Annotated in this window: 11 protein-coding genes and 1 tRNA gene; 3 read left to right on the plus strand and 9 right to left on the minus strand. The window is 63.4% G+C overall.

Features of this window, described 5'->3' with window-relative positions; genetic code table 11:
• Positions 1-24: 24 nt before the first annotated feature.
• The 5 genes from SMD10_RS21755 to SMD10_RS21775 form a co-directional block, all read right to left on the minus strand.
• Positions 25-1,284: an MFS transporter gene (locus tag SMD10_RS21755; RefSeq protein WP_331687846.1), complete on the minus strand. Its 1,260-nt coding sequence runs from the start codon at positions 1,282-1,284 to the stop codon at positions 25-27.
• A 203-nt stretch (positions 1,285-1,487) separates the two neighbouring features.
• A complete protein-coding gene (locus SMD10_RS21760) occupies positions 1,488-2,132 on the minus strand; it encodes a 3-oxoacid CoA-transferase subunit B (RefSeq protein ID WP_331687847.1) in 645 nt (214 codons plus the stop codon).
• 13 nt (positions 2,133-2,145) lie between these two features.
• On the minus strand, positions 2,146-2,796 hold the full coding sequence (locus SMD10_RS21765) for a CoA transferase subunit A (RefSeq protein WP_331687848.1): 651 nt from the start codon (positions 2,794-2,796) through the stop codon (positions 2,146-2,148).
• A gap of 2 nt (positions 2,797-2,798) precedes the next feature.
• Complete coding sequence (locus tag SMD10_RS21770) at positions 2,799-3,968, minus strand: thiolase family protein (RefSeq protein WP_331687849.1); 1,170 nt, start codon at positions 3,966-3,968, stop codon at positions 2,799-2,801.
• Positions 3,969-4,054: 86 nt separating this feature from the next.
• On the minus strand, positions 4,055-4,900 hold the full coding sequence (locus SMD10_RS21775; RefSeq protein WP_331687850.1) for a beta-keto acid cleavage family enzyme: 846 nt from the start codon (positions 4,898-4,900) through the stop codon (positions 4,055-4,057).
• 360 nt (positions 4,901-5,260) lie between these two features.
• Between SMD10_RS21775 and SMD10_RS21780 the strand changes: the two genes are divergently transcribed.
• Entirely contained in the window at positions 5,261-6,439 is a 1,179-nt protein-coding gene (locus SMD10_RS21780) for an acetyl-CoA C-acetyltransferase (RefSeq protein WP_331687851.1), read from the plus strand.
• 118 nt (positions 6,440-6,557) lie between these two features.
• Positions 6,558-7,562 carry a LysR family transcriptional regulator gene (locus SMD10_RS21785; RefSeq protein WP_331687852.1) on the plus strand — a complete coding sequence of 335 codons (1,005 nt, stop codon included), beginning with the start codon at positions 6,558-6,560 and terminating at the stop codon, positions 7,560-7,562.
• A gap of 41 nt (positions 7,563-7,603) precedes the next feature.
• Here SMD10_RS21785 and SMD10_RS21790 read toward each other — a convergent pair whose 3' ends face one another.
• The 4 genes from SMD10_RS21790 to SMD10_RS21805 form a co-directional block, all read right to left on the minus strand.
• Positions 7,604-9,160 carry an FAD-dependent oxidoreductase gene (locus tag SMD10_RS21790; protein WP_331687853.1) on the minus strand — a complete coding sequence of 519 codons (1,557 nt, stop codon included), beginning with the start codon at positions 9,158-9,160 and terminating at the stop codon, positions 7,604-7,606.
• A 127-nt stretch (positions 9,161-9,287) separates the two neighbouring features.
• Positions 9,288-9,809, minus strand: coding sequence for a cytochrome c3 family protein (locus SMD10_RS21795; protein WP_331687854.1), 522 nt, complete (start codon positions 9,807-9,809; stop codon positions 9,288-9,290).
• Between the two features lie 218 nt (positions 9,810-10,027).
• Positions 10,028-11,749, minus strand: coding sequence for an FAD-binding protein (locus SMD10_RS21800; protein ID WP_331687855.1), 1,722 nt, complete (start codon positions 11,747-11,749; stop codon positions 10,028-10,030).
• A gap of 1,016 nt (positions 11,750-12,765) precedes the next feature.
• Positions 12,766-12,842: transfer RNA gene (locus SMD10_RS21805), tRNA-Ser, on the minus strand.
• 167 nt (positions 12,843-13,009) lie between these two features.
• Here SMD10_RS21805 and SMD10_RS21810 point away from each other — a divergent pair.
• Positions 13,010-14,353: a tyrosine-type recombinase/integrase gene (locus SMD10_RS21810; RefSeq protein WP_331687856.1), complete on the plus strand. Its 1,344-nt coding sequence runs from the start codon at positions 13,010-13,012 to the stop codon at positions 14,351-14,353.
• The last annotated feature ends 144 nt before the right edge of the window (positions 14,354-14,497 follow it).

The raw sequence follows: 14,497 nt of genomic DNA on the forward strand, positions 1-14,497 counted from the left end.
CCTTGGCGGCCGACCTCGTGCCGGTCACACGATCGGCGTGGTGTCGGCGTTCCAGAACAGGATCATCGTCAGGAGGCAGACCCCGGCGAGCAAAGCGTAAGCGCCGGTGTAGCCGCCCAGATAGGCGAGGCCGAACGCCAGGATGGAGAAGGCGAAGCAGCGCACCACGGACTGGATAGGATGAATGATGCCGAACGCCTTGACGAACAATTCCCGGCGGAACTTGCTGGCGACGATCGAGGTGGTCAGGTTCGTCGCTCCGCCGAGGCTGAAGCCGATCATCAGGAGCGACGCCCAGAGAATGACCGGATTGAGCTCGAACATGTTGAGGACGACGGCGACGAACCACCACGCCATGTAGACGACGAGAGCCAAGCGGGTGCTCATAGCCTGGCCGAGCCAGCCCCAGAAGAACGCGCCGGGCACTCCGACCAGGGCCGAGATCATCATGTAGAGGACGGCCGTGTTGAGGTCGTAGCCGAGCGCCATGAGACGTGGCACGATCTGGCTGATGATGCCGACCAGGACGATATAGACGCAGCCGGAGCCGAGGCCGATGAGCCAGACATCCTTGTTGCGCAGCAGCCGACCCGTCGTCAGTTCGGGCACCGGGCCCTCTTGGGCGTGAAGCGCGGCAAGTTTCTCGGTCGAATGCGGATCGTTGTCGGGATAGCAGCCGAGTTCTTCGGGCTTGTTCTTCACGAAGGCGGCGATGAGGACGAACAGCACCATCATCATCACCGACATGCCCGAAAAGCCGTAGACCGGGCCGAATGTCGCCAGGAAGAAGGCGAGAACGGGCACGAAGAACGCCGACGAAAAAGCCTGACCCATGGTCGTCCAGCCGAGGGCGAGATCCTTTTTCAGGGGGAACCAGTTGGCCATCAGCGTCGGGCCGCCGATGTATCCGAAGCCGGTGCCGAAGAACTGCACGGCGGCAAAGCAGATCACGAAGGCGGCAACGGTGCTCGACAGGCCGAGCAGGCCCCAGGCCAGCGATGCCAGCACCAGACTGATGAGGATAGTGAACTTCGCCCCCCATTTGTCCGCCATCTTGGCGCACAGGAAGCCGGCCACGACACCGGCCCAGGAGGCCGGAGTGGCCCAGGCCAGCAATCTGGTGTTGTCGAGCCCGTAGGTGCCGGTCAGTGTCGGCAGGACGACATTGAGGCCATGGGTCGTAATGCCCGCGGAAAACCAGAACATCAGCGCCTGGAAGACGATGATCGACCAGCCGCGGCCACCGAAATTGCTCTTCGTGTCTGCAGCAAGCTGTGCCGCCACTATGGAGTCTTGCCTCGGAGGACCTTCGGGGGCCCCCGCCATCACCGTGTTGTTCATTTCACCTTCCCTCCATCCGCCGGCTTCCCGACCATCGGCCCCACGACTGTCGCTGCGCGCGGCACGAACCCGGTTGGGGTGGCGCGGCGTTGTCGTCCTCGCGGCTGTTCGACCGAGGCCGGAAGATCCGGCCCCGGAATGCGTCTTCAGGCCTCCATGACCTGAAGGGTGCTCGGTATGATCAACTCCGGTTCGATCTTGGCTGCGATCTCGGCCGGCGTGACGCCTTCGATGATGTCGGCCAGCACCAGACCTTCTGGCGTCACGTCGATCACCCCCTGTTCGGTGACGATGTGATCGACGCAGGCCCGCCCGGTGAGCGGGAAGGTGCATTCCTTCAGGATCTTTGGCGCCCCATTCTTGGCGCAGAGTTCCATGGCGATGATCACCTTCGGCGCACCGGTGACGAGATCCATGGCGCCGCCCATGCCGACCATCTTTCCGGGGCGTGCCCAGTTGGCGAGGTCGCCGTTCTCGGCCACCTGAAGGGCGCCGAGAACGGTTGCCGCCAGGCGGCCCGAACGCACGAGAGCGAAGGACTCGGCGCTGTCGAAGGCCGATGCGCCGGATAGCGGCACGAAGGGCTGGCCGCTGGCGTTGGTGAAGCTTTCCACCTCGCGCAGATCGGTCGGCGCCGGCCCGACGCCGATCAGCCCGTTCTCGGTGTGGAACATGACGCCGGGTGCGGAATAGGCCGGGCACAGCGCCGGCATGCCGATGCCGAGATTGACCACGTCGCCGGGCTTGAAATAGGCCGCGACGCGCTTGGCGATTCTGTTGCGGATATCCATGTCGGTCCTCGCCCTATTTCGCCAGGATCATGTCGACGAAGACGCCGGGCGTGACGATCCGGTCGAGTCCGATCTCATCGACCTCCATCAGAAGATCGGCGTCCACGACGGTGAGATCGGCCGCCTTGGCGACCAGCGGGTTGGTGTTGCGCGAGGTGCCGCGGTAGGCGAGATTGCCGAGCGGGTCGGCCATGCGTGCGCGCACCAGGGCGACATCGGCTCGCAGCGCCGTTTCCAGCAGATAGCGTTCGCCTGCCACCGCGATGATCTGCTTGCCCTCTTCCATGATGGTGCCGAGGCCTGTCTTGGTGAGCACGCCGCCCAGGCCCGAGCCGCCGCAGCGGATGCGCTCCATCAGCGAGCCCTGCGGGACGAACTCCACCTCGATCTCTCCGGCCTCGATCAAGGCGACGGTCTCGGTGTTCATGCCGACATGGGAGGCGAAGATCTTCTTCACCCGGCGGTTATGGATCAGGCGTCCGATCGTCAGGTCGGCGTCGCCCGTGTCGTTGGAGATCAGCGTGAGATCCTTGGCGCCGCTGTCGAGGACGCATTGGATCAGGCCGTTGGGCACGCCGCGATTGGCGAAACCGCCGCACATCAGCGTCTGCCCGTCCTTGAACTGGGCGACGATCTCGTCGCGGGAGCGGATTTTCCCCGTCATGGTCAATCTCTCGTCAGGAGCACGGCAACACCCTGGCCACCACCGACGCAGAAGGTGATGACGGCCTTGCCGAGGTCGCGGCGCTTCATTTCGTGGACGGTCTTGGCGGTGAGGATCGCGCCGGTGCCGGCGAGTGGATGACCGAGCGCGATGGCGCCCCCATTCGGGTTCACCTTCTCGGCCGGCATGCCGATGTCCTTGATGCAGGCCAGCGATTGCGAGGCGAAGGCCTCGTTGATCTCCCAGAGATCGATGTCTTCGACCCTGCAGCCGGTTTGCCGCATCAGCTTGGCGGTCGCCGCAATCGGTCCGAGGCCCATCACGTTGGGATCGACGCCGATGGCGGCGTAGCCGCGGAAGACGCCGAGAACCTCCAGCCCCGCCGCCCTGGCGGCCTCCCGCTCCATGATCACCAGGGCGCCGGCGCCGTCGCTCATCGGCGAGGAATTGCCGGCCGTCAGCAAGCCGTCGGGTGAAAAGGCCGGGCGCAGCTTCGCCAGCGATTCCAGTGAACTGTCGGGGCGCACGCACTCGTCGCGCATCACCGTGGCGATCTTGCCTTTGCCGAGCGTCACCTCGACCGGTACGACCTGGTCGTCGAAACGGCCGGCTTGCCAGGCGGCGGCCGCGAGCTGATGGCTGCGCACCGCGAAGGCGTCGAGATCACGGCGCGTCTGACCGTAGCGCCGCGCGACGTTTTCGGCGGTGACGCCCATCGTCACGTGGCCGATCCGGTCGGGCGCGGTATGGATGTCGACGAATTTCGGCGGCACCACCGAATAGGCCGTCTCGCACTTTTCCAGCGAATAGGTGCGCCGGGAATCGCTTTCCACGCCGCCTGCCACGACGACCTCTGCGAACCCCGCCATGATCTGGATGGCGCCATAGGCGAGCGCGTTGAGGGAGGCGGCGCACTGGCGGTCGAGCGTGATACCGGGCACCGAAATCGGCAGGTCCGCCTCGAGCGCGACCATGCGGCCCATATTGTTGATCTCATTGTTCATGAGGTTGGCGAAGATGACGTCGTCGATCCGCTCGGGATCGATCTCCGCGCGGCGAACCGCCTCCTTCACCACGGCGGCACCCAGAATATGCGCCGGGACCGGCGCCAAGGCACCTCGGCACCGGCCGACCGGCGTGCGCACTGCCGAAACGATGACTGCTTCCTTCATGCGAACTCTCTCTGTCGCCCGGCCTCAGGCCGGTGCGCGGTCATATATGCGGATGGATGGCGTGCCTGCCGGTGGCGGGTCGCCCGTCAGCGGACCAGCGGCTTGAGACTTAGGATTTCACGGGCTTCGGCAGGGTTTGCCGGCGCCTTGCCGAACACCCGGATCGCTTCGGCGGCGCGTTCGACGAGCTGAACGTTGGTCGCCTTGATACCCTTGGAAAAATAGATGTTGTCCTCCAGTCCGACGCGGACGTGGCCGCCCAGCGCCAGCGCTGCGTAGAGGATCGGCAGGTGCGCCTTGCCGACGCCGAAGGCCGACCAGGTGGACCCGGCCGGAATCTTGGACTGCAGATAAAGAAGATTTTCGACCGTTGCGGGCATGGCGCCGAGCACGCCCAAGCAAAATTGATAGTGCACCGGCGCCTTGATCTTGCCTTCCCCGCGAAAATACTCCGCAACGCCGAGCATGCCGGAATCGAAGATCTCCACCTCCGGCTTGACGCCGCGCTCGATCATCGCCGCGCCGAGCTCTCCGAGGAATTTCGGCGAGTTGGTGAAGACGCCGCCCGGCATCCAGTTGAAGGAGCCCGCGTCGTAGGACGCGATCTCGATGCCGTCGACGGTCTTCACCGCCTCCATGCGCTCGGCGTCGCTTGCGCGATTGTCGCCGGACGTCGTGCAGTTGATGATGACGTCACAGTCCTTGTGAGCGCGCAGGCGCTCGATGGTCTCGGCGAACTTGGCCGGGCTCATGGTGCCCAAACCTTCGTCGTCGCGCATGTGGAGATGCACCACAGCGGCACCTGCCTGCCAGCAGCGATAGGCGTCTTCGGCAATCTCGGCCGGCGTCAGCGGAATGCTCTCGTTGGCGTCTTTGGGGGTCACGGCGCCGGTGAGCGCCGCCGAGATGATGACCTTATTTTCCGTGCTCATCCGTCTGGCCCTGCCGTCTTCCGTCAGTATCGTTTGTTTGCGTCCAGTGAACGACGGAGCGCCGGGGGAAAGCCTTGCACCATTCCGGAGCGTCGCGACCAAGATCGCCGTCTGTCGGGGGCGCGGCGAAATACCATTCGCCCCCAGCGTCCTTGCCGTTCCTTCTATTGCTGACGTGTAGGCGGAGCGGGAAAAGAAGTACAATTCTATTTATGTATAACAATTATGCATTAATAGAATTAGCCTGAATCAGATCCCTATTGATAAATAATATCGAATTCATTCCGTGCATATTGATCGATCTATCCTGATCGATCTTGTGTATTCTCTTTGATATTCCCAAATACGCGAGCATCGAAAATGTCGTCATCGACAGTCATCGTCAGCGCGGCGCGCACGCCTGTCGGCTCCTTCAATGGTGCGCTGGCGAACCTGCCGGCCCATCGACTGGGCGAAATTGCCATACGCGCGGCGCTCGAGCGCGCCGGCATCCCGGCTCAGGAGGTGGACGAGGCCATCCTGGGGCAGGTGTTGACGTCGGCCGAGGGGCAGAACCCGGCGCGTCAGGCCGCGCTCGCCGCCGGCATGCGCCGAGAGTCGACCGCCTTCTGCGTCAACCAGGTCTGCGGGTCCGGCTTGCGCGCCGTGGCGCTCGCCGCGCAATCGATCGCGCTCGGAGACGCTGGCGTGGTCGTGGCCGGCGGGCAGGAGAGCATGAGCCAGGCACCGCATGCCGTGTTCCTGCGCGGCGGCGTCAAGATGGGCTCGGCCGAGATGGTGGACACGGTCATCAAGGACGGCCTGTGGGACGCCTTCAACGACATCCATATGGGCATGACCGCCGAAACCGTCGCGGAGAAGTACGGCATCTCGCGCGAAGACCAGGACGCGTTTGCCTTGTCTTCGCAGCAGCGTGCGGCCGCGGCCCAAGGCGCGGGACGCTTCGTCGACGAGATCGTGCCGGTGACGGTGAAGAGCCGCAAGGGGGAGATCGTCGTGGATGCCGACGAGTTCCCGCGTCCCGGCACGACGCTGGAGGGGCTCGCCAAGCTGCGGCCGGCCTTCAAAAAGGACGGCACGGTGACGGCCGGCAATGCATCGGGCATCAACGACGGCGCCGCGGCGGTGGTGTTGATGGACGCCGCCGAGGCCGACCGTCGTGGTCTCTCTCCGCTTGCGCGTATCGCCGCGTGGGCCACCTGCGGGGTCGATCCGGCGATCATGGGCACCGGTCCGGTGCCGGCCACCCGCAAGGCGCTGGCCAAGGCCGGCTGGACCGTCGCCGACCTCGATCTGATCGAGGCCAACGAGGCGTTCGCGGCCCAGGCTCTGGCCGTCTGCCGCGATCTCGAACTCGACCCCGACAAGGTCAACGTCAACGGCGGCGCCATCGCCATCGGTCATCCGATCGGCGCATCGGGCGCACGGATCCTGGTGACTCTTCTCCACGAGATGCGCAGGCGCGATGCCAGGCGCGGCCTCGCCACGCTCTGCATCGGCGGCGGCATGGGGATCGCCATGGCGCTCGAGCGCGCGTGAATCGGGAGCGAGGCATCGGCGCGATGATCGCCTCATCGCTTGACGTACGACAATTGCTCCGATTTTCCGGCCGGGTATGCTCGCCTCGACCCGCTGTGGTGGGGTGAGGAGCACTTCCGTGGAAATTCGTCTGTTCCATGAGTTTCTGCTTTTGGCGAAGCAGTTGAACTTTAGCCGGGCGGCCGAGCAATTGGGCATGACGCAGCCGGTGCTCAGCCGCCATATCAAATATCTGGAGGAACAGTTCGGGGCCCAGTTGCTCGACAGGAACACGCACAAGGTCGAACTGACGCCGGCGGGCGAACTCCTCGCCGAGGAGGCCGCCAAGCTCATCGCCCAGTATGAATCGACCTTCCTGACGATCCAGGCCTCGGTCGGCAAGAGCCGTCAGAAGCTGTCGATCGCGTTTCTCGGAGAGGCGACGCGGGAAATCCTGTCCTCCTTCCTGGGCGAATTCCGCAAACGTCATGCGGCCATCACGGTCGAATGCTGCGACACCGAGATCGATTCCATCCCCGGCGCGCTGGACAGCCGCCAGGCGGACCTAGCCTTCGTCGTTCGCCCCAACAGCGTCAACGAAGGCGACGGCTTGGAGCGCCTTCATCTCTTCTGTGATCCGCTCTGCGTCGCGGTGCGGGATGACCATCCGCTGGCTCTGCGCGAGACCATCTCGATCCGGGAAGTGGCCAACTGGCCGCTCATCGGGGTCAATCGGCGGTCGGCGCCTCTTGCCGGCGAGTGCAACGCCCATTTCCTGGAGCGACATGGCTTGGGCTACAAACCGACCATCGAGTGCGCCAATCTGTCGACCTGCTGCTTCACCCTCGAACTGCAGGACAACGCGGTCGTGGTGCTGCCGATGCATCGACGGGATCTGCTCGGCCCGAACGCGGTGCTGTTGGCGGTTGCGGAGGAGGACTGCCAGTACAATGTCGAACTCGTCTGGGGAGCCAACAACAGGAACCCCTGCATCGGCACGTTCCTGAAGGAGTTCAAGGAGTTCTCTGCGCATAGAGATTGGGGCGCCAAGACGTTCGGTCGGCCGCCGATTTCCGGTCTGCCGCGGTCGCGCGGGATCGCCGCGTTCGCGGCGGACCCGTCGAGCGACATGCGGCCTCGTTGATCGGCGCCTTTACTTCGAGACGCCGATCAACGAATTCGGCGTCACAGGCGATTGGCGACGATGTGTTTGGCCGCCTTGCGTCCGCCCCATAGCGCAACCGGCTGGCAGGTGCCCGTCAGATAGGTTTCGCCAACCCATCCGCTGGTCAAGATGCCGGTGGCATAGAGGCCTGCAATGATCTTGTAACGGGCGTCGACGACCTGGGCGTTGGTGTTGATCCTGACGCCGCCATTGGTATTGGGCATGCCGGACGACAGCCGGAACCCGTAAAACGGGCCTGCGGCGATCGGCCAGATGTTCGAGGCGTCCTTGCCCCATTCCTCATCCGTGCCGGTCTCGGCAAAGCCGTTATACCGCTCGACGGTCGCTTGAAGGGCGGCGGCGTCTATTCCCATCTTCTGGGCGAGGCCTTCTAAGGTCTCGGCCTTGAAGACGTCCGGCAGGTCCTGGTATTTGGCGAAGTCGGCGGCGAGGCCCGGAATGGGCTGGCCGACCAGCTTGTCGGCAAAGCCGGTATAGTGGGTCTGGGCACCGCCCGCCGCGTAGCGGTCGAAGCCGTTCTGATCCATGATCGAGAAGACGTTGCCCTGAATTTCGACGACCTTGTTGCAAGGTGCCGTCTCGCGCACGATGCTCTCGTCGGCGAACCGCACCCCGTCCTGGTTGACCCACAGATTGGTGGGCTGCATTCCCGCGCAGGCGCCCAGCGGAGAATTGAAGGCAAACCCCTTCACGTTGAGGAACAGCGACGAGACGCAAAGATGGGTCGACCGGCCATGGGCGGTCGCTTCGACCATCACATGCCCGTCGCCGTCCTGGCCCGTCGGCGGGCCGTCGATGACCACCTTCTCAAGGTCGATGCTGGTGTATTGCGCCAGCAGCTCCTTGTTGGTGCTCATACCGCCGGTCGCCAGGATGACGCCCTTGGCGTTGAAGTCGATGACTTTTCCGTCGTCGGTCCTGGCGCGCAGGCCGGTGCAGGTATAGGGGTCGGCCATCAGCAGAGAGATCGCCTGCGTGCTCGGCCGCAGCTCCACGCCGAGCGCCTCGGCCTGCGGCAGAAGGGTGCGAATGCAGGACATGCCGCTGCCTCCTTCGTAGAAGGTGAGCCCGCTGCCCTCGCCGATGAAGGTTTTCACGCCGTGCTTGTCGAACAGCCAGGCCGAGTTCGCCTTCTGCTCGATCGCCATCGTATAGTGCAGCAGCGGATCGGCGACGTAGTTGGACGCCTTCTGGAATTCCACTGCCCTTTGGCGCGCCTCGGCTTCGGTGGCGTCCGGGCCGATGAAGACTTCGGCAAAGTTCGTGCCGCCGCCATAGGTGCGCTTCTTTTCCAGAAGGACGACCTTTTCCGCGCCTTCCTCGATCGCCGTGATGGCCGCCGAGAGGCCGCCGAGGCCCGAGCCCACGACAACGACCTGGGTGTCGATGGTCTCGTCCGCCTGGGTCGCGGGTTCATCGTCCAGGCCGGCCGCCCGAGCCGTCCGTGACGCCAACGCCCCGCTGGTCAGGACGCTTCCGCCGGCCACCGCGGCGGCGGCAACGCTCACACCTCCCAGGAAGGCTCTTCGCGACGGTTGCAGCATATCGGAGGTCAACGGATTTCTCCTTTCAGGGGGTGCAGGAGCCCCGCCTGGCAGTGCGGTTATGACACCGGCACCTGCCTGCCCGGGCTTGGCGGAGGTGAAACGAGCGGTGGCGTTACTGCGAGGAGAGGGCTGTGCGTCATGGCACGACGAAATCGAAGTCGTGGCAGTCCTTGCAGTAGTTCTGCGATTTCTTGTGCGAGTGATGGCATTCGGTGCAGTCCGCGCTCATGCCCTCATGCGGCGGATCGTGCGGGTTTGTCGGCTTCACGTCGGCCGTGAGCTTGGCCACCTTCGCCGGATCGTGGCAGGTGATGCACTTCGATGCCTTGACCTTTTTCGGATTTTGCGGGTCGTCGTGGCAGGAGACGCATGTCTCGCGAGCCAGAAGATGTGCATGCATCAGCGGCAGATTGCCTTCGATGGGCTTCACTTCCTGCTTTGCATGGCAGACCTGGCAGTGGATCAGCTTGTTCTGGGTGATGTCGCGGTGATCGGCCGGCAGCATCGGTTCGTCATGACACCCGGCGCAGTCCGTGCCCTTCACGTCCGGCTTGGGCACGGGCTTGCTCACGTCCGCAGCCGAGGCGACCGCAAGCGTCAGGCCGGCACAAAAAGCCATGACCAGACCATGCAGGGCGATCCTCAAGGAAGATCTCATGCAAACCTCTTCTCGTTATTGTCTGGAAGCATCGGACTGCTTCGGCCGGCTCCGATCGAAAAGGTCGGGCGATCGGAAAACAGATGATCGGACGGACTGCGGGATGCTGTTCACGCCTTCATGGACTGCGGGCGGTCCAAGCCTTGAGATGAAGGGCGAAGCCGGGTTCGGATCGGCTCCGCTTTCATGGGGGGCGTGTCCTGTGAAGCGGTAGTGCCTCAGCCTTTGGCCGCCTGCTGGCCGGCCAGACGGCCGAAGGTCAGTGCGGTGCCGTGGCTGACGCCGGGGGCAACGACCGAATAATCGACCGCGAACCGGCCACCCTGGGCGTTGCCCGCCGCATAGAGACCCGGGATCGGGTTGAAGTCGATGTCCAGGACCTCGAATTTGGCGTTCGAGCGAAGACCGCCCATGACTACCAGCAGCATCGGCTGCGCCTTGCCGCCGTAGAAGGGGGCTTTTTCGATCGGGAACAGGCGGTCGGCGCGCTTGAAGAAGTCGGTGTCTTCACCCGCCTTGGCCATCTCGTTGTAGCGCTTGACCGTGGCCACGAAGGCTTCCACCGGCAGATCGAGCTCCTCGGCCAGATCTTCCAGCGTGTCGCAGATCTTGGCCTGATCGCGCACCATGTCTTCCGTGATGTAGGACGACTTGCCGGCGCTCATGTTGCCTTCTTCGATCTGATCGGCGAGCTTGTTGCGCATGCCGTGGCTGATGCCCTGGGCGCCGAGCTGATCGCGCCAATTGTCGTCGAAGATCTGGAAGGCCAGCGCCTTCGGCTGCCGCTCGAAGGAATTGGTCCAGCGCTGGCCGTCGACGTCCTCGTTCATGAACCGCTCGCCATTGGCATTGACGAGCAGGAAGGCATCGTCGCCCAACGGGCCGCCCATGGTGTGGGTTACCGGGGCGTGCGGGCCGCGTTCCATGACGCCGCCGACCCACATGCCCATCTTCTGCCCGTCGCCGGTGTGGCAGGTTTTGCCGGCGGCGTCCTTGTTTGGATACAGGCTGAACTTGTAGATGTCGGCGATCTCCGCGCTGTAATACTTGAGCATGTCGGGGTCGCCGGCATAGTCGCCGGTGCACAGAATGACGCTCTTGTTGGCGAGGAACTTGATGTAGTTGCCGTCGATATCCTGCGCGATGACGCCCTGGACGCGGCCTTCGTTGCCGGGCCGGATGAGTTGGCGAGCCCAGGTGGCGAAGCTGAACTGCGCGCCCAGCTCCACGCATTTGTTGTAGACCGCACGCAGCGCGTTACCCATGTCGGGCAGGAACTGATGGACCGTCGGATAGGTCTTGTAGTGTTCCTTGCTCTCGTCGAAGGCTGCCGGATGCGGCCAGTGCGGTAGGCGGATATAGGTCTTGTCGGTGTCGTGCGTCGGTAGAATGAAGGTCTCGTCGACGAGTTGCCAGTCCGGCACGGCGCCGAGCCACCATTCCAAGGCGGCGCCGCTGTTTTCGGCCCACAACCGCCATAGATTGCCGTTCGTGCGATAGCCGTAATAGTCCTGGATGTCGGTGACGATCTTCGCCTTGTCGATCTTGATCCCGGCGTTGCGGGAGATCTCGGTGTCGAGAACCCCCACGTCGCCGCTGCGATAGACGATGTCGCCGGATTTTTCGATCACCGCGACGGTTGCTCCGGCCTCGAGGGCGGAGCGCGTAGCGCTGAGCCCGCTCAGTGCTGAGCCGATGACGACGACATCGGCCGTCACCGTCTTGGTGATCTGGCTGTCCGGGATCGGATCGGGCGCCTTCAGGAAGTCCGGCGTGCAGTCCGTCGCCTCGTCGGCCGGCACCAGGGTGGAGGGGCCGGTTCCGGCCCGTGCCACCGTCGAGGCGCCGATCGGCGCGGCGATGCCGGCCAAACCGACGACGGCCGATCCCTTCAAGAAATTCCGGCGTCCTTCCAACGTCGGCTTGTCATTTGCGCTCATGATGAAACTTCTCCCCTGCGAACCATGACCGCGATCCATCATGGGATCGCCTGGAAGGGGCATCGAACGACGTTCGGGCGGCTCCATCGGCGGCCAGCGCAACCCATCGATGAGGATCGACGAGCGGCGATACGGCGCGGCAGCCATCGACGGCGTTCAAGCGTTCGGCAAGCTGCAGGGATCGAAGGTTCAGAGACCCGGCCCCTTCGTCCCGCCTGCGCACCACCATGGCCCTAAGGTCCCGATCGCCCCTTTCTCCGAAGCGGTTCTAGGATGAAACCTTGGAATAGGCTAATTCCCTTTCAATATATGCTTATGTATCGGATGAATAACAGATATACATCCAACAATAATATAAAATACTAATTTTCTATCAAAAATACTTAAGGGTTCTCGGCGGTCGATCGTGCCGCCATGATAGGAAACCGACGATGCCCTGGCCGAAATCATGCGGCGCATAGTGCCGCTGCCAACCCTGCGTCAGTGCCTTGAGGGAAAGTGGCTGTTACGGCAGCGTCAAGGCCCAGCTCCGCGACCAAACTCCCGATGGCAAGATCTCCCACTTGCAGGCTGAGGGGAGGGCGTCTTCTCGAGACCAGACATTATATCGACGGCCAACCGAGCGATGTCGGACGAGCCGTCAAGGCGCCGGTTCGATGTCGAACGTCTCGGGGAGATCAGGCTTTGCCCGCCCATAAACGTGTGGAGCTCTGACCGTCAGCCCCGTACGCGCCGCGCACAGGGGCGATCACGGCCAGATCTGGTCCGGCGCCCGCTGTTTCTCTGTTCGCCGCCATACGACCTGAGGCATAGGCGCCGCTTTCCCGATTTTTGCAGGAGCACCTGACCGGCACCGTTTGGCCGCTTCACTTTGAATGAATGCGCCGAAGATGCCTCGCTATCCGGCGACGTTCTTCCGACTGCTCCGAATCTGAATTGAATGTCGTGCTCGGCACCGATTCAAAGCAGCAGAACATCGCCCAGAATGATGCAAGGCATTGATTATAAGAAAAGTTTGGAGCGGGCGATGGGATTCGAACCCACGACCCCAACCTTGGCAAGGTCGCCGGCACACATTCGCCACCATATCCGCGTTTGCGACGCAGTGCGATAACATGCAATAATACAATGACTTACGGAGACGAGCGCGCCGTTAAATCCTCGCCATGGTAGCCGCTGACTTTCCCAAAAGTGCTTGGATTCTGCTTCGATCGGGGTATGATCGGATGAATCTAAGCAGATATTGAGCAAGCTGCTGTCATGGCACCGGAAAAGCTGACGAAGCGAGTCGTGGACGCTCTTAAGGCTCCAGAACCTTCCAAGGTTGGGGTCAAGGTTCGGGAGAAATTCCTCTGGGATCGCGACCTGCGCGGCTTTGGCGTGCAGGTGATGCCATCAGGGCTCAAGAGCTTCGTCATCCAGTACCGAACGTCCGAAGGCAGGAACCGCCGATCCGTCATCGGCCGCTATGGTCTGATGACAGTGGAGGAGGCTCGCGTTCTCGCGCGCGAAAAGCTGGTCCTCGTCTCAAAGGGAACCGATCCTGTCGCCGAGGAAGCAATTGCCGCCGGACAGCAGACGGTCGCCGAGGTTTGTGACTGGTATCTTGCCGAAGCAGAGGCGGGACGGATCCTCGGGCGGCGTCGACGTCCGATCAAGGCGTCCACGCTGGCAATGGACAAGAGCCGGATTGAAGTTCACATCAAGCCGCTGTTGGGGCGAAAGCGGGTCAGTTCGCTGAAGCTCGGCGATATCGAAGCGATGCAGGCCGATATTGCCGCCGGCAAGACGTCAAAGCCCCGCGTTGGAGGTCGAGGCGGTGCCACGACCGGCGGCGATGGCGTCGCTGCGCGCACGATTTCGACGCTCCACTCCATTTTCGAACATGCGGTGCGCCTCGGGAAGATCGACATCAATCCTGCGAAGGGAGTCCGTCGACTGGCGGGCTCTCCGCGGGATCGCCGGCTCAGCCGGAGCGAGATCGAGCGGCTGGGCAAAGCGCTTGGTGTGGCGGCTGAGGGTGGAGAGCATCCGACGGGACTTGCGGCGATCCGCTTTCTTCTGCTCACCGGCTTCCGGCGCATGGAGGGGCTGGGGCTGCAGCGAGCTTGGCTCGATGAGGAAGAAGGCGCGATCCATTTCCCGGAAACCAAGAGCGGCGCTCAGGTCCGCGTGATCGGCACGGCGGCCGTCGATCTTCTTCGCAACCAGCCAAAGACCCAGTCGTCGTTCTTCTTCCCCGCGGATTGGGGCGATGGCCATTTTATCGGCGTGGTGCGGGTTCTCGATCGCGTTTGCAAAAGGGCTGGGCTTGCCGATGTGACCCCACATACGCTTCGCCACACCTTCGCCAGCGTGGCCGGCGATCTCGGCTTTTCCGAACTAACCATCGCAGCGCTTCTCGGCCATTCCGCTCGCGGTGTCACGCAACGCTATGTCCACATCGACGAAGCACTGAGGCTGGCCGCGGACCGCGTGGCCGGCGAGATAGTCGATATCCTGGAACACGCGGGTGGTTTATCTCGGGCGCGAAAATCGCCGAAGAACCGCGTTGACGAAAGCAATCAGCAGAGCACTGTAGCGAGCTGCTCCGACGCCTCCTAAGCCCCAAGTGGGCCGGAGAACGAACCCGCTGCGCGGGAGGGCACCCGCGGTTGAGGTTAGAGGAGACAGGCCGAAGTCGCGCCTGCATTGAGCGTCGTGCGGCAGGGGCAGAGCATGACGGGCTTCTTCAACAAGGAGCCCGAC

The organism is Consotaella aegiceratis, assembly GCF_036541425.1.
Classification (GTDB): domain Bacteria; phylum Pseudomonadota; class Alphaproteobacteria; order Rhizobiales; family Rhizobiaceae; genus Consotaella; species Consotaella aegiceratis.

Excerpts from the sequence above, each read along its gene's own strand:
- SMD10_RS21795 (WP_331687854.1), bottom strand. The coding sequence starts at position 9,809 with ATGAGATCTTCCTTGAGGATCGCCCTGCATGGTCTGGTCATGGCTTTT.
- SMD10_RS21770 (WP_331687849.1), bottom strand. The coding sequence starts at position 3,968 with ATGAAGGAAGCAGTCATCGTTTCGGCAGTGCGCACGCCGGTCGGCCGG.
- SMD10_RS21765 (WP_331687848.1), bottom strand. The coding sequence starts at position 2,796 with ATGACGGGGAAAATCCGCTCCCGCGACGAGATCGTCGCCCAGTTCAAG.
- SMD10_RS21760 (WP_331687847.1), bottom strand. The coding sequence starts at position 2,132 with ATGGATATCCGCAACAGAATCGCCAAGCGCGTCGCGGCCTATTTCAAG.
- SMD10_RS21775 (WP_331687850.1), bottom strand. The coding sequence starts at position 4,900 with ATGAGCACGGAAAATAAGGTCATCATCTCGGCGGCGCTCACCGGCGCC.
- SMD10_RS21800 (WP_331687855.1), bottom strand. The coding sequence starts at position 11,749 with ATGAGCGCAAATGACAAGCCGACGTTGGAAGGACGCCGGAATTTCTTG.
- SMD10_RS21780 (WP_331687851.1), top strand. The coding sequence starts at position 5,261 with ATGTCGTCATCGACAGTCATCGTCAGCGCGGCGCGCACGCCTGTCGGC.
- SMD10_RS21810 (WP_331687856.1), top strand. The coding sequence starts at position 13,010 with ATGGCACCGGAAAAGCTGACGAAGCGAGTCGTGGACGCTCTTAAGGCT.